The sequence below is a fragment of the Shewanella algae genome (assembly GCF_009183365.2).
Taxonomy (GTDB): domain Bacteria; phylum Pseudomonadota; class Gammaproteobacteria; order Enterobacterales; family Shewanellaceae; genus Shewanella; species Shewanella algae.
In genome coordinates this window covers 3,333,186-3,358,091 of the sequence record NZ_CP068230.1, presented here as the reverse complement: position 1 = coordinate 3,358,091, position 24,906 = coordinate 3,333,186, and the positions used below count along the sequence as shown (strand labels likewise).

Genomic DNA, 24,906 nt, shown 5'->3' with positions numbered 1-24,906 from the left:
TCTCGAAGCGGCTTTTTTGCTGCTGACGTTCAGCGAAATCCAATGGGGCTCAGTTAAGCTGAACTTTTGATGGACTGGCTGCAGCGTCTTCGGCCAACAGCAGTGTCGGCTCGTCCAGCGCATGGGTTCTGAGCTCTTCGCTGTTGGCGGCAATGTTACGGCTCAGCTCCTGCTCAAGGAGTTTGAAGTCTATCTGCACCGCAGGTGCTTCGACAGCGACTCTTGGCAGAGGACGAGCTTGCGCCGGTGCAGAAAGACTTTCCGCAGCCACGGCGCTGGTGCTCATGCCAAACAGCAGGAGCACAAAAGCGGATTTAAAGTTCAACATGGGATGCCTCCGGGTGAGAACGGGCACTGAGTGCCAGTGTCAGACCTTCCCTTCGACTGCTCAGAGATTGTCTGAATATTCAACTTTTCGGCGCAAAATTTAACCAAAAGCGCTGGCTTTAACAAACGATAAAATGTAACAATCTGGATTAGAAAAACTAATTAAAAAATGAGAAGTGGATCACTATGTCAAAACGACTCCCTCCGCTGAATGCGGTCAAGGCGTTCGAGGCAGCAGCAAGGCATTTGAGCTTTACCCGCGCCGCCGAAGAATTGTTCGTTACCCAGGCCGCAGTGAGTCATCAAATCAAGGCGCTGGAAGACTTTCTGGGATTAAAATTATTTCGCCGAAAGAACCGCTCGCTGTTACTGACCGAAGAAGGGCAAAGCTACTTCCTCGATATCAAGGATATTTTTACCCAACTGTCGGATGCCACTGACCGGCTGCTGGCTCGTAGCGCCGTGGGTTCCTTGACTGTCAGCATGTCGCCCAGCTTTGCCATTCAGTGGCTGGTGCCGCGTCTGGCAAAATTCAGTGAGAAGAATCCCGATATCGATGTGCGGATCAAGGCGGTGGATGCCGAGTTCAGCGCCCTGTCCGACGATGTGGATGTGGCGATTTACTATGGTCAGGGCAACTGGCCCGGGCTCAGGGCCGACAAACTGCGCAACGAAGTGTTGATCCCCGTATGCTCGCCAATGCTGCTCAACGGCCCCAAGCCATTGGAAAAGCCCGCCGATCTTAAATATCATACCCTGCTGCACGATATGAGCCGTCATGATTGGCAGGCCTGGTTCCGCCAATGCGGCGTAACGGATGTCAATGTGAACCAGGGGCCGATATTCAGCCACTCATCTCTGGTACTGCAGGCGGCGGCCCATGGCCAGGGGGTAGCTCTGGGCTACAGCGTGCTCGCCCGCCCCGACATCAAGGCCGGGCGTTTGGTCTGTCCGTTCCAGGAGGTTCTGGTCAGCAAAGATGCCTATTATCTGGTGTGCCAGCAAAAGCATGCCGAGTTAGGTAAAATTGTCGCGTTCCGCGAATGGATGCTGGATATGTTTGCTGAGGAGTCACGTAGTGAATTGTTGCCGGGATAAGTCGGTAACACGTTTCTCTGCATATACAGGAAGGCACTACAAAGAAGTGAAAGCTTGCAGTTTATAGGGAACTTTGATGGAACTGGCTTACATAAACGAAAACACGGAAGAGAGTGATGCCATGTTTAGTTGCTCTGATAACAGAGGGCACCTGTACGAAGACATGGACTACATTCCAGTGAGCGCATTGAGTGCGGTTATTTGGGAGGATGAAGACAGTTATTCAGAAGCTGTTTTCGATATCACAAATTCAGGGGATTTAAGCGTTACCAAACCTATAGCAGACGTTTTTATGAGCTTTGACCCATATGGCGTCGCTTTTTTGCCCAATAGATTACAGTGCATGGATGGTCTGTCGACTCAGCAGCGATATATTATCGCGATAAATAACGAGTTGGATGTATTGGATGAAGACAAGTCAGTTATAAAAAACGTTATCAGGAATTATGATCCCAAAAAGCACGGCTACGATGTGCCATTGGAAGAGCAGAAGCCTTTTCATTCAATCATAGTTAGTAAATTGTATCTTGACCGAGAAAAACTCGAGTCTTATCCCATGAACCGCAGACACATTTTCAGGGTTAAAGGTACCAATAGCTTTTTCTTTTCTTCAGAAGTATATGATGAACTCTATAATATCGCTCTACAGGGGTTAGCTTGCGGACTGACCGCTTTTAAGTTTGATGTCGATGATGAAGCGCCAAGGAGATAATAGTAAGTGAAAGATGAATACTCGATACTCACTAAACAAAATATGGATACTTTCCCATTCCAACAAACACCTGCACCAGTAGGTGCTGCAGCACCGGATCTGTTATTGGAAATGACCTTTTCTCCAAAGCTGTTCATTATTGGTGATATAGCATCCAAACTGGAGCCATTGGTGCAGCATGGTGTTGAATGGCTGGATGCTCGTGTTGACAATTCGCCAAGTCAACCTTCGGATGAACAACTCGAGGTATATGACAACTATCGAATGCCTTATATCCAGCAGACGTACAGATTGACTGATAAAGAAAAGCAATTTGGTAAGTTGAATTGGTTAGATACTGACTCGACAGAGTTCGATTTTTCTAAGCTGGAAAATATTCCTGTGGAACAAAGGTTAATATTTAAACTGGAAGAGGACTTTGGCTTGGTGTTTATTCATAAAAGTGTGATTGATTTGTTGAGAGAGCATGTAAAAACGGTATGGGTAAGAGATATATAATTACCGCTTGGTCGTTTTTTAACGCTATTTTTTAATAAATTGATTTGTCAGGGAAGTACGGTATTTAATATTGTGGTTTATTCGAATCCAAGCATGAAAATTATTGTATCTTCGGACAGGGCTGATGATGAATTTGAATACTAACTGGCTGCTGGATAAAGGTAAGGACAGTGACACTCTGGTGTTGTTCGCCCATGGCGCCGGTGCCGATATGCACAGCGACTTTATGGCAGATTATGCCACGCTGCTGTCCGCCAGCGGCCCGAGCGTGCTGAGGTTTAACTTTCCTTATATGGTCAAGCGCGGCGAGGATGGCAAGCGGCGCCCGCCGGACCGGGCACCTGTGCTGTTGCAGGCCTTCGAGCAGACCTTGGCGGCAGCGGTTGCCGAGTTTGCGCCCAAGCGACTATTTTTGATGGGCAAATCCATGGGCGGGCGGATGGCGGCCATGCTGGCGGCCAATGATAAACTGGCGATGACCCCCAGCGGCGTTATCTGTCTTGGTTATCCGTTTTTGCCGCCGAAGAAAACCGAGCCCAGACTTGAGCCCTTGTGGGAGTGTGCCTCGCCTCTGCTTATTTTGCAGGGCGAGCGCGACAGCTTCGGCAAGCGCGAGCAGTTGGCCTCCTGGGCGCTGCCCGAGCAGGCCAAAGTACGCTTTATTACCGACGGAGATCATAGTTTTGTGCCGCGCAAGTCGTCCGGAACGGATCTTAAGGCTAACCTGCAGGATGCCGTGAAAGAATCACTTTTATTTATCGGGAGTTAGTTATGCGTAAGGGGTTATTGTTACTGGCGGCCATCAGTGGTTTCTTTGCCGTTGCTATGGGAGCTTTTGGCGCCCATGGACTCAAGACCATTGCACCTGCCGAGTTGATCGCCATATTCAACCTGGGGGTGGAATATCAGTTCTATCACACCTTTGGTTTGATAACCCTGGCCTTTGCCGGTCACTGGTTCAAGTCGCGTCTGATTGACTGGGCGGCGGGGCTGTTTATCGCCGGGATCTTTATGTTCTCCGGCTCGCTGTATCTGTATGCTCTGACCGGCACCAAGTGGCTGGGCATGGTAACCCCTCTCGGCGGCAGCTGCTTCCTGGTGGGCTGGTTATTGTTGGCGGCAGCGGTATGGCGCCACCGCATGGATGAAACCGGGCTCTAAGTTTGGTTGGCTAAAGCCATTATTTACTAAAGCCATTGTTTGCTTAAAACTGTCACCTGAAGAGATAGCCCTCTAGAGAGATAGCTATTTAAAGAGATGGCTATTTAAGTAGATAGTCCGCAGGCCTGCCCAGGTAAACACCCGCCCAAGTGGCGGGTGTTTTGTTCCCAATTGCCGAAGGGCAGGGGGAATAGGCCGATATGTGCTGCAGGCCAAGCTCAATTTAGCCCGAGCTTTCTTACAAGCCTGGCATGCTCGGCTTTTCATTCTCACCGAGTCAGGCAACTCCTATTCAAAATGCTATGGTATACTCGCGCCTTCGCCAGTTGCCGGAGGCTTTCCGGTAAGATTCACTGTTTGGAAATACCAATGAACAACCTGTTTCTGTTTTGTCGTGCCGGCTATGAAAAAGAGTGTGCGGCCGAGATCCAAAATCGGGCGGCACTGCTCAATGTCGGTGGTTTCGTCAAGGCCAATAACAACGATGCCTATGTGATCTTTCAATGTTTTGCCGAAGGGGAAGCCGACACCCTGGCACAGGAACTGGCGCTGGACTCATTGATCTTCGCCCGGCAGATGTTTGTCTGCGGCGATCTGCTCAGTGACCTGCCCCCCGAAGACAGGGTAGGGCCAATTACCGCCGCACTTGAAGATGTCAGCAGGGGCGGTGAGCTCAGGGTCGAAACCCCGGATACCAACGAAGCCAAAGAGCTGCTGACCTTCTGCCGCAAGTTTACTGTGCCGCTGCGTCAGTCTTTGAAACAGAGCGGTACTCTGCTGGCCAAGGAAAACCCCAAGCGACCGATAATCCATGTGTGCTTTGTGGCACCGGGCAAGGCGTTTGCCGGTTATTCCTACAGCCATAACTCGTCACCGTTTTTTATGGGGATCCCCAGGCTCAAGTTTCCCGCCGATGCGCCCAGCCGCTCGACTTTGAAACTGGATGAGGCCTTCAATCACTTTATTCCCGAGCCGCAGCGGGAAGAGCGTTTGCGCAGCGGCCTCAACGCCGTGGATCTCGGCGCCTGTCCCGGCGGCTGGACCTATCAGTTGGTGCGCCGCGGCATGTTTGTATCGGCCGTCGACAATGGCCCCATGGATGCAGGATTGATGGAAACCGGCCAGGTAACTCACTTCCAGGCCGACGGTTTCCGTTTCGAGCCCAAGCGCAAGAACATCTATTGGCTGGTGTGTGACATGGTGGAAAAACCGGCCAGGGTGGCCGAGCTGATGGAAGCCTGGGCCATCAATGGCTGGTTCAAAGAGGCTATCTTTAACCTGAAACTGCCGATGAAGAGCCGTTACAAAGAGGTGAGCACCATATTGGAAAATATGCAGGCCATTCTCAAAGAAAACGGCATCACAGAGTTTAAGCTGGCCTGTAAACACCTCTATCACGACAGGGATGAAGTGACTGTGCACCTATGGCTGCGGCCCAACTCTCCTTGGTGAGTTGGTACTCGAGGCCCCAAGCGGGCCTTGATGCTTTTCAGCTCAAGGCCAACTGCTGTAGCACGGCATCCGGGATGTCATACTGGCCGCAAACCCACTCAAGATTGCCGTCAACAAAGCCGAGTAGCTCCCGGGTCAACATCAGGTTATAGACGGCATCGGCCACTAGGCTAACGTACTCGGCTTTCTTTCTCGGTGACAAGTGATGGTGGCGCCGGTAATCCTGCAGTGCTTGTTCCAGCTTCTTGCCGGCAACGCCCAGGGAACCGGCTTGTTCCCGCATCAATTCCTGTTCCAGCAGACTCTGCTGTTGCTGCTTTAGTTCACTCAGTTTTGAGGCTGACACCCGCTACTCCTCTGGCTGCTTGTCCTGTTTTTAAGTGTGTGCCCCTGATAATGGATCAACAAGTCGATGTCGGCGAAATGTTCGCTGGCGCACAAAAATCTGCTCTCAAATGACCATGCAACTCTTACTTGGGCGCTTGCAGCCATTTAAGCTTGGTAAATATTGAGTTGTATTACGCAACTAAAAAACTTTTAAGGTGTAATCTGCCGCGGTTCCTGCTACTAAATAAGTTCTGTTTCTTGATATGAGTCTGCGGATAGAAGTAATGCAGTTTTCCAAGTTTGGTGACAAGTTTAACCGTTATACAGGTATCACCCAGTTGATGGATGATCTCAACGAAGGGCTACGCACTCCGGGGGCGATTATGCTGGGTGGCGGTAACCCGGCGGCCATCCCCTCCATGCTGGACTATTTTACCGAGCTTAGTGCCGATATGTTGGCCAAGGGCGAGTTGCTCGCGGCCATGACCAACTATGATGGCCCGCAGGGAAAAGATGTCTTTCTCAATGCCTTGGCCAAGCTGCTGAACGATACCTACGGTTGGTCGCTAACCAAAAACAATATCAGCCTCACCAACGGCAGCCAGAGCTCCTTTTTCGCGCTGTTTAACCTGTTTGCCGGTACCACAGCCGAGGGGCAAAAACGCAAGATTTTACTGCCGCTGGCTCCGGAGTATATCGGCTACAGTGATGCTGGTCTGGAAGATGAACTATTTCGTACCTTCAAGCCGGAAATCACCAAGCTGGATGGCGGCTTGTTCAAATATCACATCGACTTTGAAAGGCTTAAAGTCGATGCCGATATCGGCGCCATTTGTGTTTCGCGGCCGACTAACCCCACAGGCAATGTGCTGACAGATGAAGAGGTTGATAAGCTGGATAAGCTGGCAAGAGCGCACGGGATCCCGCTGATCCTCGACTGCGCCTATGGCTCACCTTTCCCCAATATTCTGTTTGAAGATGTGACTCCTTTCTGGAACGACAACACTGTGTTGTGTATGAGTCTCTCCAAGCTGGGGCTGCCGGGGCTGCGCTGCGGCATAGTGATAGCGAACGAAGCCATCACCCAGGCGCTGACCAATATCAACGGTATTATCTCACTGGCTCCGGGCAGTATGGGCCCGGCGATGGCGACAGAGATGATAGCCTGTGGTGATATGCTACGGCTCGGCAATGAAGTAGTGCGGCCTTTCTATCTGCAGCGGGCGCAGCAAACCGTGGCCATGTTGCAACAGGCTCTGCCGGACCCCAGGTTCAGAATTCATAAACCCGAGGGCGCGATTTTCCTCTGGCTCTGGTTTGAGGGCCTGCCCATCAGCGCCATGGAACTCTATCGACGCCTGAAAGCCAGGGGCGTATTGGTGGTGCCCGGGGAGTATTTCTTCTTCGGACTGGCCGAAGAGTGGCCACACGCCGGTGAGTGTATTCGGATGAACTATGTGCAACAACCTGAATTGATGCGCCGCGGCATTGAAATCATCGCCGAAGAAGTTAATAAGGCTTGGGCACAGCTTGGTTGAAACCAAGGCTATTATCGCAGAGTTGCTTGCTGTGAGTTTCAGGCAACTCTGCTGTAGCGTTATGAATCGCCACTGATTTCCTAGACACCTTTTAGTTAGATAAACTCGCTAATTGTTTAGCTGAATCCCAGCGGCTCCCAAGTATTTCTCCCCAATCGAACTTTGCGTCTGAAGTTATTTTTCGGGGGAAAGGTCAGCCGCCACATCAATGGCAAAAACAGCTTCCAGTTTAAACAATAACGATTCCACCCAACCACGGCGGTGGTCATAATTTTTACCCGAGTAGGCATCATCACCACACAAGAAAGCTCGCCGTACCACGCGGCTGCAACAATGGTAGTAAGGTGTATCTTCAAGGCTGATTTGAGTTCGGCGAGGGCGCGGCATAATAACCTCCTTGTTAAATGCTTAAAAAAAGGATAGTCGGAGGCTAACTACCGCGCCATTAACGTTGGGTGTCCATATTTTCTGAATTCGGGCAGTCCGACAACATGCGCTTGTTAGTTTCTTTTGTATATTGATGGATTACGCCAGTTCCAATGAACTTGTTTATATGCTTCATTGTCGCTAGCAACAAAAGCATTCACGTAGTCTTGTTCAATTGAGTTCTTGTTTTTCTCTAACTCTTCAATGTCCATCGGCGTCAATGTGAATTCATATTCATTGTCAACGAGGTTAAATGGTTCTGGTGACTCAAGTTCGAAAACAACTTTATACCTGCCGGATTTCCACGTAAAAGCATGCTTAATGTAGTTGTAAACATCAATAGCCTCTTGACACTTTAAAAACTTAAGCGGGTCATAGCCCTCTTGCTCTCTATCGTAGGATAGTCTTTTTAATGCTTTATCTTCGATGTCTCTTTTGCCTGCGACGAAAGAAATCTCTTGGCATTGAATTATTCTTTCTTCAACTTCTCGCTGGCTAAGTTTAATAGCCAGAACAGAGTTTTCCTTTTCATATGGTATTGCACCATCGTTGGTGTGCATTTTCATTACTTGTTGCCTTAAGCCTTGCCACTCATAGGTTTTTTCTTCTCCGCTTTCGTGAGTAACTTTTATTCTAAAATTTGAGATCACGACGTCACGATTTTTTACTGAAAAGGCTATGCGCATATTAAAAATAGGTCCATATGTGGTGAATCCTATTTCAGCAATCTTTTGTGTAATGATCCTAACTTCTGGCTTAGTAAAGTAAGACTTGATCAAAGAGATAAGATGGGGCATCCAAGCCAACGCCCCTAAAATTGCTACCCAATCAATGATTTTCAATTTAACCCCCTGTTCTTGTTACTGGGTGAAACTAGACATAATGATTCCCTGTGCAGGTGTCGGCCTCCGTGTTTTCTCGTGGATTAGTTAAACCAGAGCCACACTGTTTGTTGATCCAATAGGCAAACAATCACAGGAGGCCGACATGTCTAAAGCTAACACACTTTTTATCGGGTTGGACGTACACAAGGAGACCACTGACGTGGCCTGGGTTTCTGATAAGTCTGCTGAGACTGTGCATTACCATGGCACAATCCCAACCAACCTGCGTTCATTCGATAAACTTATTAAAAATCAAACAGCCAAAACCAGTAAAATCTGTGTTATCTATGAGGCCGGTCCCTGCGGCTTCTGGCTCTATCGCCATCTGTTGCGCCGTGGCATTGAATGCTGGGTGGTAGCACCGGCACTCATCCCCAAAGCCCCGGGCGACCGGGTCAAAACCGATAAACGCGATGCCATGACATTGGCCAGGTTAGCGCGTAGCGGCGATTTGCACTCTATTTATGTTCCGGATGAGCGGGATGAAGCTATCCGCGACCTTATCCGCTGCCGGGAAGATGCCATGCTCGATTTGCGCCAGGCACGGCAATGGCTGAAATCCTTTCTGCTGCGTCATAAACAAAATCAAGCCACCCACTGTAAAACAATAACTTAATCTTCTTTCTGTCTACGTTCAAGCACCGCTAGGGGATTTGAGCACACTGAGGTCGAACGTTACTTTGTCGTTTGATGAAATCGAACCGATTTCACGCAAAAATGCGAGATTTGAGCCGTGCTAGACCCACCCATGGTTCAGGGGATTTCAACAGAAAAAATCAAGCCACCCATTGTAAAACAATAACTTAATCTTCTTTCAGTAGAAAAATCAAGCCACCCATTGTAAAACAATAACTTAATCTTCTTTCAGTCTGCGTTCAAGCACCAGTAGGGGATTTGAGCACCCGGAGGTAGAAAGATATCCGTGAGTTGCAGAGGTTTGATGAAATCGAACCGATTTCACGCAAAAATGCGAGATTTGAGCCGTGCTAGCCCTACCCATGGTTCAGGGGATTTCAATGACTGCGGTTGAGTTAAATAGCGTGGGGTTCAGGCCGTTTGAAAGTACTGACAGCTGGTTGCAAAATGTCGTCGTCGCTTCTCCAAGTGTTCGCAGTAACAGCTGAGCTCTTGCAAGGTACCCACCGGGCCACGAAATAGTTTTCCAAATTCAGTGGTAAGCTTGAGCCAGTTCTCATGAGGGATATTCAACCGCGTCAGTAGCTTGGTACTCTTTTCACTTATCACGCCACGTTTATCATCGCGAATACAACGCCCGGTATCATCCACCAATTCAAGATAATCCTTGAGCCCAAACGCAATACCACTGGGCTGATTACTGCATTCATTGCCAATAAAGGGCAGTAGCTTGGCGGGTTGTTCGCATTTCAAGGCTGCCTGAATACGTAGCTGAATGCTGGTATGTTCCGACTGCTCAGGCGTATCGGCCATCTTTGCTCTGATGGGATCGAGGTCAACGTAGGCCATGCAGGTTAACACGGCGGCTTCATCCAGTAAGGCTTGCGACTTAAATCTTCCCTCCCAGAATCGGCCTGTACAGTTATCCTCTTGATTGGCTTGACGCGCTATCGGTTCATTGAGACAACGCATAAACCAGCTGATGTCACATAACCTGCTGCGATAAATCGCGATAGTATTCTTCAGCCTGGGGACTTCATACGCTTCAATCAGCTCACCCTGGGTGAATTTGCGGGTTAACTCGTCACCTTTGAATAACTTATGCCATTGCTCAAGCACTTCTCTATCTGTCCATCGGTTTGCTATCTCTATATCGATATGCAACACCAGATGCAGATGATTACTCATGATGGCGAATGCCGCCACATCAATGGCAAAAACAGCTTCCAGTTCAAACAATAACGATTCCACCCAACCACGGCGGTGGTCATAATTTTTACCCGAGTAGGCATCATCACCACACAAGAAAGCTCGCCGTACCACGCGGCTGCAACAGTGGTAGTAAGGTGTATCTTCAAGGCTGATTTGAGTTCGGCGAGGGCGCGGCATAATAACCTCCTTGTTAAATGCTTAAACAAAGCATAGTCGGTGGCTAACTACCGCGCCATTAACGCAGGGTGTCCATATTCTCTTATATGTTCTGAGCTATAAGACCAAGCTTTAGGGTTAAGGCGCATAATAATTAAAGCTTTCAAGCTACTCAATTCCGAGAGTTTGCCCGTATTCTCGATAAATTTGAATGAGCACTCTATGTATTTACCAATACCCTCACGCAGCTCGCTACGCCAAATGGCTCGTTCATTAGTCACCGAAGAGGTAAAAATAGTTTTGTCTGTATCTTTTGTAGTCTCTGAAAATTTTCTTACTGCTGATTTATAACCGTACACAGCGCCAACAGCACCTACTGCAAGTTGAGCGACGATTTTAAGACCTTCCAAATACCAATTTACTTCTGAGCTCAAACTTATACCTCTACCTAATGGTGCTGCAGAACGCCTCGTTAAGCATTAACTACCAAGAAGAACACACTTTGAATACAGTCCAAGTTTGACTAATTGTATTGAATTCTACCCAGCCAGCTTTGATGTGGCGAAGTCGAACACCTTGACTATACCCTTGGCGTAAAATTGCTCCCTCAGGTGTTGCTGAAGTATATTTCTTTGAATTACGAATGAAATCGGTAACGATCTCATCTGATATAGATATCTTATCCATGCTATTTTCCTATTTGTATTATTAAATTTGCATCACTACTGATGCATAACGCCGCATTAAGGGGTGAACAACGCCACCACCTAACCTAAACCATTGTGCAGTTAACACTTAAGCTAATTCAAACCAAAACTGCCAAGCGTTGTGAATCCCTCTTAAATGCTTTGTTATGCAAATTTTTCACGGCGCATTGTAGTTATCAAGTAACCCATTTCACGATACTTTTCACAACGTTTTTGTAGAAATTCGGGATACTGACTTTCTTCAACTTCTTTAAAACCAATATGCTTGTAGAAATTTGTTACGTGAGCAAGAGGCATACAATAGGCTGTGCGTAAGTTTAAAACAGGTTCGATGTACTTAAGAAATTTCAGCCCTAAACCTTGACCTTGAAAATCACTGGCAATGTACATACCTCTGAGTATTGTAACGTTATTAATAAGTTCAACTTTCACGGAGCCGATAATTTCACCATCGTTAAGGCATATAAATGCTCTTTCGGTATTAGACCAAGCACTATGATAACCCTGCTCTTTATAGAATTGACCTACAGCTTGTTTCATCGAGTTATCGGCTTCAAATATTCTCATTTTGACTCCATTTGCATAACAGCTGTATAGTGCGCATGCGCGTTTTAGTCCTCGGAGGAGTGTAAACGCGCATCGCTATCTGTTTGTATTTGCTGGATATAATACCATTTAGTCCTAATATTCCTTGCAGCTAAACGCGCATGCGCGGTTTCTAAACCTATTATCTACCAGCTGTATTTTTTAACATTATGAATTTAACAGTATTTCCTGCAATATTACGGAAATAACGCGCAAGCTTAGCTGCAAATTCCCGGCATTTTGTCCAGAACGTCAATAATACTGTATAAAAAATCAGTTCTGAGGTGCTTTTCATGAGCGCCGCAAACGCTACAACCCAAGCCCTACAAAAACGTTAAGTAAGGCCATGGCTACCGCACAGGTCCAAACTCCGTTTGTCCCTGCATTCCGCTGAAATCGGAAAAGTGTTGCTGCTTCTGGCCTTAAGCTTAAGAAAGTGCTAAAGCTAAGCGTTTGAATTGGTTATACAATACCCAGTACTGAATTTGAAAACAATTAGCCAAAGGTCAAGTTTTTGACAAAGGCAACAAAACCCTAATTTGGTTTGTTTTTGAAGCAGAATTGACTGAGTGTTTGCATTCTTCCCTGTTTTTGACGGTCACAGTCCCACCAGAACTAGAGCCAGAGCCTGAAAATTAGGTGTATGTCTGCAAGCACTTCAGATATTTCAAGCTACTCCATTCTCACAGAATTGCACGAACTCCCGCTCGAAGCGGCCGCAGGGCGTTGATGGCAATCGCGTAGCGAGGCATGGATGCCGAAGCAGCGCCAGTCGAATCAGGGATGAGCGTCTGGCGCGATAGCGAATTGGCATCATAAGCACAAGGGGTTTTCCGCTGCGTCGCGGGTCGCTGGGGGTTTGGAAAGGGGGCGAGTCGATACAGCCCCCTTTCCTCGGGTGTGGGGCGAAGCTCCACGACTTTGGGCCGCTGGCACAGCGGCTAATATAGCTTCCAGCTAAAAGTTCCTAAGTTAGTATTGGCGAGCTTCCGGCCACGATGTAGTCCATCACCTGCGGTGCGCCTTTCGCACAGGCGATCCTGTGACACGGCGTGAATACGTCCCTGTTTTCGACGGTCACAGTTCCGCCTGTGCTTGAAAGTGGGGCGAAGCTCCACGACTTTACGCCGCTGGCACAGCGGCTAACATAGCTTTCAGCTCAAAATAGCCAAAAACATTGGTTGGGCCTCCGGCGGCGGATGTTTCCCATTGCCTGCCAACACAGGCATAAAAAAGGATGACCTTGGGTCATCCTTTTTAGCAACTTACTGAGTTGATATTAGATCAGAGTCTATCCAGCACCGCTTGGGTGAAATCTGTGGTGCCATGGGTACCACCGAGATCGCGGGTAGTGCGGTCGCCTTCTTCGATAACCGCAGAAACGGCGGCGCGAATGGCGGCGGCTTTATCTGACATACCCAAGTATTCCAGCATTTGGATAGATGCCAGGATCACTGAAGTTGGGTTCGCCAGGTTTTTGCCGGCAATATCCGGGGCACTGCCGTGAACCGCTTCAAAGATAGCGGCGTTGCTGCCGATGTTGGCGCCCGGGGCCATGCCCAGACCACCCACCAGACCGGCGCAGAGATCAGACAGAATGTCACCGAACAGGTTGGTGGTGACTATCACGTCGAAGTTTTCCGGGTTCATTACCAGCTTCATGCAAGTGGCGTCAACAATCATCTCTTCGGTAGTGATATCCGGATAACGCTGGCTGACTTCACGGGCCACTTTCAGGAACAGGCCTGAAGTCGACTTCATGATGTTGGCCTTGTGGACTATGGTCACCTTCTTGCGACCTTCCTTGCGAGCCAGTTCATAGGCGAAGGTAGCAATCTGCTCGGCACCCTGACGGGTAATGATACTGGTGGCTTCGGCAATGGCGCCGTCTTCAGACAACTTTTGTCCCAGGCCTGAGTACATACCTTCAGTGTTTTCACGCACTGTGATGATGTCTATGTTCTCATATCTGGCTTGGGTGCCCTTGAAAGAAAGCACAGGACGCACGTTGGCGTACAGGCTGAACTTCTTACGCAGGGTTACGTTGATGGAGGTGAAGCCTTCGCCAACAGGCGTTGTCAATGGGCCTTTGAGGGTGATACGGTTCTTCTCGATGAGATCCAGCGTGCGCTGAGGCAGGAGCTCACCGTGTTTTTCCAGAGCAGTCAGACCGGCATCGGCAAATTCATATTCAAAGTCGCACCCCGCCTTATCGAGAATTTTCAGAGCTGAGTCGATAATGCTGGGGCCGATCCCGTCACCAGGGATCACGGTAATAGTTCTTTTTGACATGGAGAGGTCCTTCCACGGTTGGTCGTTACTGCTATTTATCAGACCATGTCAGTGACACGGTTTTCGACTGAGAATTTTGTGATTTAGATCGCCGCTATTCTATACACATTCAACGCATTTTCACAGGAAATAGTGAGCAATCTCACGCTTTTTTCTGTAGGCTGACTTGCTAAAAAGTCGGCGTCTGACCATGATGGAACGCCAACAAAATAAAAAGTCTACTTTAGTCTAACAACAATGAAAAAGAGGACGATCTTGAAGTTAACGCCCTTAGCATCGCTGCTGTTGCTGTCAGCCGGTTTCGCTACCGCAGTCAGTGCCCAGAGCAGCCCCTCACTGACCCTTAAGGATATAATGCAGTTTGAGTCGATTACCGATCAGGTTCTCGACCCTCAAGGCAAGGTGCTGGCCTATAGTGTTGCGCCGGATCGCGGCGACAGCCGTGGTGTGGTCAAGTCACTGGCCAATACCAAGGTTTATGATGTTGCTGGTGGCTCTAAGCCGCAGCTGTCAGCCGATGGCCTTTATACCGCCTTTACTCTGGCGCCTTCGCTGCTCGAATCGGAAAAGCTTGCTCCCAAGGCGCGCAAGAAGCTGAAAAAAGACCTGTTGCTGCTGGATAACACTACAGGTGAGCAGCGCCGCTTTGAGCGGGTCAAGTCTTATGCCTTCAGCGAAGATGGTACTTTGCTGGCTATCTGGTATGAGGCCGATGAAGAAAGCAAAGAGAGCGCAGAGGCAAACGGCATTGATGCCAAAGAGGCCCCAGCCAAAGCAGCCACTCAAGCATCCGCCTCTGAGGCTCCAGCAGCCAAAACGCCGAAACTGGATGCCGGCAGCAGTTTCGAGCTGTTGTCGCTGGCAAGCGGCAAGTCACAGCGTTTCGAGCATGTGACCGCCTGGCAACTGGCTTATAACGGCAGCGTGCTGGCACTGGCGCAAAATGACAGTGCAAGTAATAGCCACAGCATCTCTGTGCTCGATACCCGCAGCTTTGAACTCAAATCGGTCAGCAGCCAAGCCGACAAGCAGTTTGGCGCCTTGGCGCTGAGCCGTGACGGCCGCTATCTTGCCTATACCCGAGGAGATGCGGCGCTGGATGCGAATGAGCGCCCCTATGCCTTGTCTCTCTACGACAGAGAGTCGGGTAAACTGAGCCAGATTCTGCCGAGCAAGGGCGACAGCAAGGGCTGGCTCATTAATCGTCATGCCAAGCTGAGCTTTTCGGCCGACGGTGAGCGGCTGTTCTTCGGTCGGGTGCCCGAGATAAGCAAGCAGCTGCAAATTCCCAAGGTGGAGCAGAGCAGCGACCTGTACGACACCGCGCTGGTCAGTGCCCAGCGGGATTTGCGCCTGTGGCACGGGGATGATCCGCTGATTAAGCCCAATGAAGTTAAACAGTATGAAAAAGAGCAGAGCCGCACTTATCTGGCTGTGCTGCATCTTGGCTCGCGCAACCTGGTGCAATTGGCCGACCGCAAGGTGCCGGACATTGAGCTGAGCGAACACAAGCGGGTGCTGCTGGGGAGCTCGGATATTCCCTATCGCAAGATGATCACCTGGGCTGGTTTCTACCGGGATTTTTACCTGGTGGATATCAATACCGGTCACAAGACCCGGATATTGACCCAACAACCCAGCGGCAGTGCGCCAACCCTGTCACCGGCCGGTAAATACCTGGCCTTTTATCAGCAGGGCGGCATCTATCTCTATGATGTGGCCAGCGGTCGCAAACATAACCTCAGCAGCAAGTTCAAGATCAGCTTCGCCGACGAAGATCATGATTATCCATCTGCGGCGCCCGGCTATGGCTTCGGCCCCTGGCTCGAGGGTGATTCAGGCCTGCTGGTTTACGACAAATACGATATCTGGCAGTTTGATACCCGCTCCCACGATGGCTTTATGCTGACAAGTGGCGAGGGCCGCAAGCAGCAGTTAAGTCTGCGTATTGAAGCACTGGCCCAGCCAGACAAGGCTTATCCTGCCACTGTGGCGCGCAACCAGGCTGTGTTGCTTCAGGGCTATAGCCACAAGACCAAGACCGACGGTTTTTACCGTGCGGTTATCGGCCGGGCTCAACTGACGCCGCTGCTTGCCAACGACAACAAGTTGTCTGTGCTGGCCAGAGCCGACAAGGGTGATACCTTGCTGTTCAGTCAGGAGCGTTACGACAGCTATCCGGATCTCTACAGCTCGGCTTTGCTTGAGCCGGCCAAGGCGGTCAAACAAACTGACTTTGATGCCCAGCGCCGCAAACTGCTTTGGGGTAAGTCAGAGTTGGTACACTGGCGCGACGGTGATGGCCGTGAAATGGACGGCGTATTAATCAAGCCTGCCAACTATCAAAGTGGCAAGCGTTATCCTGTGTTGGTGTATTTCTACCGCTTTATGAGCGATCGCCTGCACGCCTTCCCGGACATGAAAATCAATCACAGGCCCAACTTTGCCTGGTATGCCGCCGATGATTACGCCATCTTCCTGCCGGATATCCGCTTTGAAGTCGGCTATCCCGGTATCAGTTCGGTCAAGGCATTGACCGCCGGAGTGCAGAAGCTTATCGACATGGGGATTGCCGATCCGGATGCCGTGGGTATTCAGGGCCACTCCTGGGGCGGTTACCAGACAGCCTTTGCCGTGACCCAGACCAATATCTTCAAGGCCGCAGTCAGTGGTGCCCCGGTAAGCAATATGACCAGTGCCTACAGCGGCATACGTCACGGCACCGGCCTTGCCCGTCAGTTCCAGTATGAAACCGGCCAGAGCCGTATCGGTGAAAGCCTGATGCGCGCGCCGCAGAAATACATAGAAAACTCCCCCGTGTTCTATGTCGATCGTATTCAAACGCCGATGATGATCATGTTCGGTGACAAAGACGATGCCGTGCCTTGGGAGCAAGGGGTTGAACTGTACTTGGCAATGCGCCGCGCCGGAAAAGATGTGGTCTTGCTGCAGTATCAGGATGAGCCGCACCATTTGAAGAAGTATCCCAACAAGCTGGATTACAGTGTGCGGATGAAAGACTGGTTCGATCATTACCTCAAGGGTGCCAAGGCCCCCGAGTGGCTTGAAAAGGGCGAAGCCTATCGCGAGCCCAAGGCGGAAGACTGAACTCCCTTTCTGCCCAAATAACTCACAGAGGTGGCCCAATTGGTCGCCTCTTTTTTCTGTTTATAGGGTAGGGCGATGCGTACTCAAGCAGACTTGGGATATTAAGTGTTGTCTTTGGCAGTCGTTGTTGGGCAAAAGCGAGCCCGCCTTGTGTACCGACTGATGCTTCCTCATTATTGTCTGCAGTAATTAAGGTTTTTATTGTTTGTAGAACGGCGTTTTACTTGCTCGGAAATTACATTGTCAAATTTTATCGATAGCAACTCCCAAAAGACCAAACATGTTGCCTGAAACTTCATCGCCAGAAAGGTAAATCTGGCTATTATTTGACTAATGAATCTCCATTTTATTCAACTGCACAGATATCCTTTCTCTTGCTTTATATCTATTTAGCCAAGATTTACCAGAATTTAGCACTGCGCCCGACATTCTTATCCTGCTCAATTTCCTCAAAACAGATACGGCTAAAGAAAAAAAGATACCCAATGTTGTTAAATATTTGGGCACTCTTCAGATGTGTCAAATGTGTAAGCAATTAAACTGGTCTTGATTTTACCTTCTTCATATATGTTGTGAAGTGCATCAAATATTTCTTTTGAAAAGAAAATTTTACTCATTCCTTTGGGCTTGAATACGTGTTGTCTACATGGTGGAAGCGATTTTATTTTATCTTCGGAAAGATAATGCTGAGTCATTGCTTTGGAAATGTTTTTGCTTTTGTTTTTGTCAACTACATCAACAATATTGTTTACAGCTATTAAGTAACGCCCGCTAGATGTATCCTGGCCGGCACAAGCGAGTTTGGCGGGGTAAAAAGCTATGCCATACGGGTCAAAGCTCATTATAACATGAGCAATTTCCTTGGTAACATTAAAGCAACCTAGCTTTATTAAGTCTAAAGCATCAATATGATCCAGGTCGTTATCTTTCCAAACTATAGGCTCTGAAATAGACGTAGGGTTAAAGTCATTATCCTTGTTATAAAAGAAAGATCTTTTATCATCGTACTCAAAGAAAGAGTCTCCTTCATTAAAATCTTCGGTAATATATGCAACTTCCATCATTTTGTCCTCAAAATTTCATCAATCATAAACATTTGCTTCTTACAAAAGTCTCTTTTGCCTGACCAGCATCTTGAACAATGCTCTTATCGGGGCCACAGTCTTGGCTTAAACAGCCCTTTCTTTGGTGAATGTTCACCGACAGAGAATTGACACGCATAATTCTGCTGTAATTGGGTAATTCGTCTTTTTATGCAGGCCCGAAAGAAACAAGAAGCAAAAGACACCCAATATTAACTAAAACAAGAAACAAAGACATCCAATATTAACTTTAGTTCGCTGAAAACTGAGATATTCAATATCAGAAAGTGTTTCACAGCGGAGAAAATGCCGGGATAGCAGGGGAGTGCTGTAAAGTCGGCGTACAGCGCTGTACAACCTGCTCCAGCGCCCATTCAGTGGTTAACCTTGAGCACTAAATGCAGTGAGTGGACATGACCGCAAAGGGGCACAGAACAATGGCGAATGCTACTGCCAGTTTCAATCGATGCGATTCAACCCAGTCTTGACTGTGTTCGTAGCTATTGCCTGAATAATCATCAATCCCGGATAAAAAGGTGCGGCGTACGCAAGGTGGCAAACTCTTCGGGAATGAATTATGAATTTGAACATTTTTTGCTGGGCAGAAGGGGAGCTAGAACAGGTTGATTCTACCCTTGGTTTTCCGTTCCTTAAACTGCGGTTTTTCTGCCTTTATTCGGGTTGAGCGGGGGCCTTGGATAGCACTTGCTGCGGCGAATGTTGCTTCAGATATTGCTGGTAAGTGTCTTCGCCCCAGGCCAGCAGTTGGCCATCTTCGAATAGCAGTGGGGTGCATTCATCTTTGGTGGTCTTGCCGTCTGATTTACTGTGATGGGTGCGGTAGAAGAGGACCTGCAGCGAATGACCATGGGTTTGCTTGGCTTCGCTGAAGTCGGCTTTGCCCAGGGTTTGGGTGACTTCTGCCAGTGTTTGCCCCAGTTGCAGCTCAGAAACCATAGACTGGTTATAGGCTTGCCTGTCTTCCCAGCTCATGTCTTCCGGTTTGGGCTCGTAGAAGAGAATAACCACGGCAACAAAGGCCAGATAGGCGATAAAGATGCTGCCGATAACTACGGGTGCCTTACTTTTCATGCTGTTATTCCGTTTTATTGCTCAACCTGGGTTCATTCCAGAGCAAGATGGCTCACTCTGTATTGAGTGATATAAGATACTCGCGACAGCTCCAATGTAAACAGTATGTTTGTAATATGTTTTGTCTGTGCGTGATTATTGCCCGGCTGCCAGGCCGTGCAAAGGTCACTGAATAGCTGGTTTAGATGGTGAAGCCAAAGCCCATGTCCCATTCCAGCAGCGGCACCAGATGTAACCCGTTGGCATTGAGTGCTATGAGTCTCTCAGCCACGGACTCATGTACTATGTAGGTAGATCTCATGCCTTTGACGTCGAACATCCGTCGTTTGGCAAAAGGAATGGCCAGCAGTTTGTCGGCGTCCAGGCGGATATTGATGGCGGAAACCGAGTCGTCTGCTTGCCGGCGGATAGATTGGCTGTTGTCAAAGTCATAGCCTGCGAGGCTGTTGTCGAGCATTACGGCTCAATAGAGGTGTTCGCTCTCATCGGCAGGGCAGTAGCAGACAGGCAACAGCTGCAGCCGGTAGATGTCCAGATAGTCGAGCTCTCGCTTTATGGCATTCGTTACCATAGGCATACCGTCGAGATCCATGGCGTCAATCAGGGGAATATTTCCCTCCTCATCGGTCGGCGATTCGGCATAGATGGGCTCGCGCAGCGACGTTGGACCCCGGTAAATAAGATAATGCTCTCTACTACAGGCGGTATAAGGGGGATGGCACATCGCCGCTACCACAATACAGGACAAAATACTCGTTGTTGATATGAATCATGTCCCCTGGTTTCTTCCTTGGCGTTATTCGCTCCAGCGCACCCAGACATCTTTCAAATTGGCCGCGGTCAGCTTGTCCATTACGCTGTTGTGTACCAGCAAGAAGGAGGGGTCTTGGTCAAGTTTGAACAATAATCGCTGCTCAAGCGGAATGGCTGCCAATTTGGCCGGATCCAGCACCGGGGTTCGTATTGCGTCGATGGCGGGTGATTCAGAGTTCCAGATGGTGTGGTCGATATCGAGCACATCATAGCGATTGAAGACATGAAAATAGGCATAGAGCACTTCATCAATGAAATCCAGTTCGTCTACTGTGCCTATGTCTATCTCGGCATACATATCTTCATCCGGCTTGTAGGGGTTTTTAATACGCTCAACCCCGAAAGGCTCCATTGACGAGAGCATGTCGGCGAAAGGTTCAGCAAAGAACAGACGAGGGCACTGGGCAAAATCCACCACCAGATCCGGCCCATATTCCACCGGGCGTTGGGGCGTGTTGGCTTTTATCAGCCAGTTCCGCTCCAGATAGAATTGGCGGCGGTGAAAAATCAGGTAGTCATTCATACTTGTTTACTCCTTTAAACTGCTTTACCGGGAATGAGCGGGTCAGTTGGAAAAGATTTTAAAAATAACGAGCAGCCGATAAGGCTACCAAGCCTATGTGTGAGCCCGTTTCGCTATTCCTGTGTCTGTTTGGGTGTTGTCTGCTGGGGCTGCATATGTTGCTGCAGATACTGCTGATAAGTGTCTTCCCCCCAGGCCTGGAGCCGGCCATTTGCAAACAGCAGAGGGGTACATTCGTCTTTGGTGGTCTTGCCGTCGGATTTTACATGCTGGGTGCGGTAGAAGAGCACCTGCAGCGACTGGCCATGGGTTTGCATGGCTTCGCTGAAATCGGCTCTACCCAGGGTTTCAATGGTTTGTTCCAGCGTTTGTCCCAGCAGTAACTCAGTGACTTTAGACTGGTTATAGGCTTGCCTGTCTTCCCAGCTCATATCTTCCGGTTTAGGTTCATAGAAGAGGATGACCACGGCAACAAAGACCAGATAGGCGATAAAGATGCTGCCGATAACTACGGGGGCCTTACCTTTCATACAGTTTTCCATTTTATTGCTTAAGTTGAGCTCTTGGAGCCTTGGTTTTCTTTGACTCTATACTGGTTCAAACGAAGATTGAGTTCGAGATCCGTGCGCAATTTTGCCAACCGATAGCTGAGGCGGGCCATCTCCTTGCCTTCGGTTAACTTTTTGGCTTGCTTGGCTCCCAAAGTATCGAGCGCATTGTAGACATTGGCCAGGGTGCGAAAGCTTCTGAGCAGTTCGCCGGCCGTCTTGGGACCTATTCCCTGGATGCCGGGGATCTTGTTGCCGCTGTCGCCGCTGAGGGCCATAAAGTCCAGCAGCTGGCTCTGCTCTATGCCGAGTTTTTGCTCCAGCGCGGCAATATCCATGGCGGCGCCATTGAAGTGATCCCACAGCAGCAAACGCGGTAATCTCAGCTGGCAAAAGCCCTTGTCTGTGGAGACGATAATCGCCTCACCACCGCGCAGGCACAACTTGCTTGCCAGGGTGGCGATAACATCATCGGCTTCCGATAGCGCATTGATGGAGCCAATCCCCGCTTCTGCCAGCGCCTGTTTCAGCGCCGGTAGGCCATCGGCCAATGCCTGGGGCATGGGCTTGCGGCCTTTCTTGTAATCCGGATACAGGCGTTTGCGCCAGGACTCTTCATCGCCGTCCCAGACAATGGCCACATGGGTGGGGCTGTGCTGGCGAATAAGCTTCTGGCAGGCATTGCGGCTGCGCTCGGTCAGCCCTTGTATGTCGGCTTCATCCGGCTGCGCCGCATGCAGGCGGCGCACCAGATTCATACCATCAATAATCAGCAGTCGGTTCATTTCATTATTTGATAACAGGGCACATAGGCGGTGCCCGGTAACTTCATTCTTTGTTGGCTGACAAAGGCGCCCAACAGTTTATCCATCAAGGCCATCAGCTCGGGATCGCCCTTGAGCTTGAATGGACCATGACGCTCGATGTTTTTCATGGTTTCCGCCTTGACGTTGCCCGCCACTATGCCGGAAAACGCCTTGCGCAAGTTGGCCGCCAGCTCAGCCTTATTGCTCTGGAAGTGCAGGTTAAGGTTTTCCATCACTTCATGGGTGGGCACAAAGGGCAGCTGGAATTCAGGCTCTATCTTGAGGCTCCATTGGTATTGGTAGGCATCACCGGTTTGCTTACGGTGACGTTTAACCTCTTCCATACCGGCACGCATGATGCGCGCCACCTGGGGGGCGTCGTCTATGATGATTTGGTATTTCTGCTGCGCCTGCTCGCCCAATGTCGCGCCGATAAAGGCATCGATTTCGCGGAAGTAGGCTTCGCTTTCCTTGGGGCCGGAGAGCACCAGCGGGAAAGGAATATCGGCATTTTCGCGGTTGAGCAAAATGCCAAGCAGGTAGAGCAGCTCTTCGGCGGTGCCGGCGCCGCCGGGGAAGATGACGATACCGTGCCCCAGGCGGACAAAGGCCTCCAGGCGTTTTTCGATGTCCGGCAGAATCACCAGTTCATTGACTATCTGGTTGGGCGGCTCGGCGGCGATAATGCTCGGCTCGGTCAGGCCTATGTAACGGGCGTTATGAATACGCTGCTTGGCGTGGCCGATTGCGGCGCCCTTCATTGGCCCTTTCATGGCTCCCGGACCGCAGCCGGTACAGATATCCAGCATTCTCAGCCCCAACTGGTAGCCCACCTCTTTGGTGTATTTGTACTCGGTGTCGTTTATCGAGTGGCCGCCCCAGCAGACTACCACATTGGGATCCTGCATCGGGGTAATGGCTCTGGCGTTTCTCAGAATGTCGAACACCACGTTGGTGATATGGCTGGCGTTGGTGAGGTTGATGTGTTTCAGGCCATCGTACTTGTTGCTGACATAGATGATGTCCCTGAGCACGGCAAACAGGTGCTCCTGAATGCCGACTATGATCTGCTCATCGACAAAGGCGCTGGCCGGCGGGTTAACCAGCTCCAGCTTGATGCCACGCTCACGGCGCAGCACGTTGATTTCAAAGTCATGGAATTGGTCGAACAGTTCCTTGGCGTTGTCAGTTTGCTGCCCCGAGGCCAATACGGCTAACGAGCAGTTACGGTAGAGTTGGTAAAGGTCACTCTTGGCACTCTGTTTGAGGCGGTCTGCCTCCAGTTGCGACAGTTGATCCATACTGCCGCGGGGACTGATCCTGACTATCATGACGACTCCTTGAGCTGAAACAGGAGTCATTGCTGTCAATCTATAATGACTCTGTCACGGCTTTCATGTTTGGCTTTGTAGAGGGCCGCATCGGCGCGTTCGAAAGTTTCCTGGATGTGTTCGCCATCCAATATCTGCGCGGCCCCTATGGATACTGTAACTGTAATACGCTGATTTTTAAATTTAAAAGGAATATTTTTAATTTTTTCGCGCACTCTGTTCAATAGTTGTTCTATATCCTTGGGTGAAACATCCGGAATGATGAGAACAAACTCCTCACCGCCGTAACGGGCAACAAACTCAGTGTCACGCAGGGAGTTTTTCAACGCCATGGCGATAACCTGCAGTGTCTTGTCACCTGTGGTATGGCCAAAGCTGTCGTTGATGGACTTGAAGTGATCTATGTCGGCTACCGCCAGCCACAGTGGCTGTTTGTTGCGCTGGAAGTGGCGGTATTCCTGCTCCATCCGCTCCTCCATGGCCGCGCGGTTGGGCAGCTGGGTGAGGGTATCGAGCATATTGAGCTTCTGCTGCTCGAACAGCCTTTCCTTATAGGTGGTGGCTTCGCTGGAGAGGTCGCTCAGCTCTTTACGCATGGTTTCCATCGACTTGCGCAGCAGGGCTTGCTCTCTTTGCTCCAGCGCTTCCTTGCGGGCCAGGCTGGCGCGAATGGCGGCCAGTTGCTCGCTGATCTGCTGCTTGAGCTCGGTAATATCCTCAATATCCACCAATGACTCGCCGACATTGTCTACCTGGGCGTTGAGTTCACGATTCAGTTGGCTCTTGAGCTGATGGCTGCGCTGGGATTGGTTATAAGAGTCGCTGACCACTTCACGCACGGCGCTAAGGGCGTCGTTGAGGGCAAACAGAAACTCCTGTGAGGCGGTTTTTTCGCGGGCTATGTTATCCAAAAGCAGCGAGAGTATGGTTTGATAGGCCTCCAGCAGGGCATCGATATCTATCTCGGCCGAGGCCAACTGCTCTTTGATTACCAACACCTGGTCACGCTGATCTTTGCGAAACTCTATGTTGGAAATCATCTGCGCCAGCTCGTGACCCAGTTGTCTGTGCTTGGGTAATACCGCGATGGGGGACTCAGATTCAAACTGGTTGTCCAGCAGCTGCTCGTAAAACCCCACCAGTTGCTCGACCTTGGGAATATAATCCCAGACGGTATGGAAAGGTTTGCCCAGCTCCTGCTTGAAATAGCTGACCTCTTTTTTGAGGCGCTCAGGCATGGAGTCGACTCGTTGCAGTTGGCGGCTGAACTTGCTCAGGCTGGAGCGGCCTTCTTCCAGTTGGCCCATCACATGATGGTATTGCCCCTTGAGCAGACGCTCTACCTCGACCAGATCCGGCAACACATCATCGATACGCTCGTAGGTTCCCAGGTTATGTCTGAGCTTGGCCAGTTTATTGTCCAGCTCCAGGTTTTGCCCCTTACAGGCCAGACTGAGGTGACCAATAAACTGCAGCAATGCCTGCAGCTTGGCATTTCTGTCCTCATTCATTTCATCCAACGCGGCTTTGGTGGAATGCAATTTCTGCTTGAGTACACCTAGTTGCGACACCGTTGCGTTTGAGTCCTTCAT

Annotated in this window: 26 protein-coding genes and 1 pseudogene; 9 read left to right on the top strand and 18 right to left on the bottom strand. The window is 49.7% G+C overall.

The window, feature by feature from the left end:
- Positions 1-49 precede the first annotated feature (49 nt).
- Positions 50-328 (bottom strand): hypothetical protein, encoded by a 279-nt coding sequence (locus E1N14_RS15110; protein ID WP_025012012.1) that lies wholly within the window; start codon positions 326-328, stop codon positions 50-52.
- Between the two features lie 185 nt (positions 329-513).
- Here E1N14_RS15110 and E1N14_RS15105 point away from each other — a divergent pair, with 185 nt between their 5' ends.
- From E1N14_RS15105 to rlmM, 6 genes are all read left to right on the top strand, one after another.
- Positions 514-1,425 carry a transcriptional regulator GcvA gene (locus E1N14_RS15105; protein WP_025012011.1) on the top strand — a complete coding sequence of 304 codons (912 nt, stop codon included), beginning with the start codon at positions 514-516 and terminating at the stop codon, positions 1,423-1,425.
- Positions 1,426-1,501: 76 nt separating this feature from the next.
- Positions 1,502-2,137, top strand: coding sequence for an imm11 family protein (locus E1N14_RS15100; protein ID WP_025012010.1), 636 nt, complete (start codon positions 1,502-1,504; stop codon positions 2,135-2,137).
- Positions 2,138-2,143: 6 nt separating this feature from the next.
- Positions 2,144-2,635 carry a hypothetical protein gene (locus E1N14_RS15095; RefSeq protein ID WP_025012009.1) on the top strand — a complete coding sequence of 164 codons (492 nt, stop codon included), beginning with the start codon at positions 2,144-2,146 and terminating at the stop codon, positions 2,633-2,635.
- Between the two features lie 124 nt (positions 2,636-2,759).
- Entirely contained in the window at positions 2,760-3,404 is a 645-nt protein-coding gene (locus E1N14_RS15090) for an alpha/beta fold hydrolase (protein ID WP_144191631.1), read from the top strand.
- 2 nt (positions 3,405-3,406) lie between these two features.
- Positions 3,407-3,796, top strand: coding sequence for a DUF423 domain-containing protein (locus E1N14_RS15085; protein ID WP_025012007.1), 390 nt, complete (start codon positions 3,407-3,409; stop codon positions 3,794-3,796).
- A 369-nt stretch (positions 3,797-4,165) separates the two neighbouring features.
- On the top strand, positions 4,166-5,248 hold the full coding sequence (gene rlmM / locus E1N14_RS15080; RefSeq protein WP_062793958.1) for a 23S rRNA (cytidine(2498)-2'-O)-methyltransferase RlmM: 1,083 nt from the start codon (positions 4,166-4,168) through the stop codon (positions 5,246-5,248).
- A 37-nt stretch (positions 5,249-5,285) separates the two neighbouring features.
- Here the strand turns inward: rlmM and E1N14_RS15075 are convergent, their stop codons facing one another.
- Positions 5,286-5,594, bottom strand: coding sequence for a hypothetical protein (locus E1N14_RS15075; RefSeq protein WP_025012006.1), 309 nt, complete (start codon positions 5,592-5,594; stop codon positions 5,286-5,288).
- 265 nt (positions 5,595-5,859) lie between these two features.
- On the opposite strand from E1N14_RS15075, the gene E1N14_RS15070 reads away from it, so the two are divergent.
- A complete protein-coding gene (locus E1N14_RS15070; protein WP_025012005.1) occupies positions 5,860-7,113 on the top strand; it encodes a valine--pyruvate transaminase in 1,254 nt (417 codons plus the stop codon).
- A gap of 195 nt (positions 7,114-7,308) precedes the next feature.
- Here the strand turns inward: E1N14_RS15070 and E1N14_RS15065 are convergent.
- Positions 7,309-7,500 (bottom strand): annotated as a pseudogene (locus E1N14_RS15065) (transposase); the annotation flags it as partial.
- Between the two features lie 113 nt (positions 7,501-7,613).
- Complete coding sequence (locus E1N14_RS15060; RefSeq protein ID WP_025012003.1) at positions 7,614-8,381, bottom strand: hypothetical protein; 768 nt, start codon at positions 8,379-8,381, stop codon at positions 7,614-7,616.
- 145 nt (positions 8,382-8,526) lie between these two features.
- On the opposite strand from E1N14_RS15060, the gene E1N14_RS15055 reads away from it, so the two are divergent.
- Positions 8,527-9,039 (top strand): IS110 family transposase, encoded by a 513-nt coding sequence (locus E1N14_RS15055; RefSeq protein ID WP_152134814.1) that lies wholly within the window; start codon positions 8,527-8,529, stop codon positions 9,037-9,039.
- 431 nt (positions 9,040-9,470) lie between these two features.
- Here the strand turns inward: E1N14_RS15055 and E1N14_RS15050 are convergent, their stop codons facing one another.
- The 5 genes from E1N14_RS15050 to E1N14_RS15030 all read right to left on the bottom strand — a co-directional run bounded on the left by E1N14_RS15050 (position 9,471) and on the right by E1N14_RS15030 (position 14,011).
- Complete coding sequence (locus E1N14_RS15050) at positions 9,471-10,448, bottom strand: transposase (RefSeq protein ID WP_152134813.1); 978 nt, start codon at positions 10,446-10,448, stop codon at positions 9,471-9,473.
- A gap of 47 nt (positions 10,449-10,495) precedes the next feature.
- Positions 10,496-10,861, bottom strand: coding sequence for a hypothetical protein (locus E1N14_RS15045; RefSeq protein WP_152134812.1), 366 nt, complete (start codon positions 10,859-10,861; stop codon positions 10,496-10,498).
- Between the two features lie 49 nt (positions 10,862-10,910).
- A complete protein-coding gene (locus tag E1N14_RS15040) occupies positions 10,911-11,114 on the bottom strand; it encodes a hypothetical protein (protein WP_114763564.1) in 204 nt (67 codons plus the stop codon).
- A 164-nt stretch (positions 11,115-11,278) separates the two neighbouring features.
- Positions 11,279-11,701: a GNAT family N-acetyltransferase gene (locus E1N14_RS15035; RefSeq protein WP_021448836.1), complete on the bottom strand. Its 423-nt coding sequence runs from the start codon at positions 11,699-11,701 to the stop codon at positions 11,279-11,281.
- A 1,302-nt stretch (positions 11,702-13,003) separates the two neighbouring features.
- Entirely contained in the window at positions 13,004-14,011 is a 1,008-nt protein-coding gene (locus tag E1N14_RS15030) for an isocitrate dehydrogenase (RefSeq protein ID WP_025011991.1), read from the bottom strand.
- Positions 14,012-14,266: 255 nt separating this feature from the next.
- Between E1N14_RS15030 and E1N14_RS15025 the strand changes: the two genes are divergently transcribed.
- Complete coding sequence (locus E1N14_RS15025) at positions 14,267-17,119, top strand: prolyl oligopeptidase family serine peptidase (RefSeq protein ID WP_062793951.1); 2,853 nt, start codon at positions 14,267-14,269, stop codon at positions 17,117-17,119.
- A gap of 491 nt (positions 17,120-17,610) precedes the next feature.
- Here the strand turns inward: E1N14_RS15025 and E1N14_RS15020 are convergent, their stop codons facing one another.
- The 9 genes from E1N14_RS15020 to E1N14_RS14980 form a co-directional block, all read right to left on the bottom strand.
- The gene (locus E1N14_RS15020; protein WP_208155345.1) at positions 17,611-18,183 is read right to left on the bottom strand and encodes an imm11 family protein; all 573 of its coding nucleotides are present in this window, start codon (positions 18,181-18,183) and stop codon (positions 17,611-17,613) included.
- A 690-nt stretch (positions 18,184-18,873) separates the two neighbouring features.
- Positions 18,874-19,293, bottom strand: a complete 420-nt coding sequence (locus tag E1N14_RS15015) for a DUF3192 domain-containing protein (protein WP_025011993.1) — start codon at positions 19,291-19,293, stop codon at positions 18,874-18,876.
- Between the two features lie 181 nt (positions 19,294-19,474).
- The gene (locus E1N14_RS15010) at positions 19,475-19,750 is read right to left on the bottom strand and encodes a hypothetical protein (protein WP_208155343.1); all 276 of its coding nucleotides are present in this window, start codon (positions 19,748-19,750) and stop codon (positions 19,475-19,477) included.
- A 6-nt stretch (positions 19,751-19,756) separates the two neighbouring features.
- A complete protein-coding gene (locus tag E1N14_RS15005) occupies positions 19,757-20,017 on the bottom strand; it encodes a hypothetical protein (protein WP_208155341.1) in 261 nt (86 codons plus the stop codon).
- A 72-nt stretch (positions 20,018-20,089) separates the two neighbouring features.
- Positions 20,090-20,629: a hypothetical protein gene (locus E1N14_RS15000; protein WP_025011994.1), complete on the bottom strand. Its 540-nt coding sequence runs from the start codon at positions 20,627-20,629 to the stop codon at positions 20,090-20,092.
- A gap of 113 nt (positions 20,630-20,742) precedes the next feature.
- The gene (locus tag E1N14_RS14995) at positions 20,743-21,159 is read right to left on the bottom strand and encodes a DUF3192 domain-containing protein (protein WP_025011995.1); all 417 of its coding nucleotides are present in this window, start codon (positions 21,157-21,159) and stop codon (positions 20,743-20,745) included.
- 20 nt (positions 21,160-21,179) lie between these two features.
- Entirely contained in the window at positions 21,180-21,962 is a 783-nt protein-coding gene (gene xni / locus E1N14_RS14990; protein WP_025011996.1) for a flap endonuclease Xni, read from the bottom strand.
- Entirely contained in the window at positions 21,959-23,314 is a 1,356-nt protein-coding gene (gene ppnN, locus E1N14_RS14985) for a nucleotide 5'-monophosphate nucleosidase PpnN (RefSeq protein WP_025011997.1), read from the bottom strand. Before ppnN ends, xni begins: the two co-directional genes overlap by 4 nt.
- A 35-nt stretch (positions 23,315-23,349) precedes the next feature.
- A complete protein-coding gene (locus tag E1N14_RS14980) occupies positions 23,350-24,906 on the bottom strand; it encodes a GGDEF domain-containing protein (RefSeq protein WP_025889111.1) in 1,557 nt (518 codons plus the stop codon).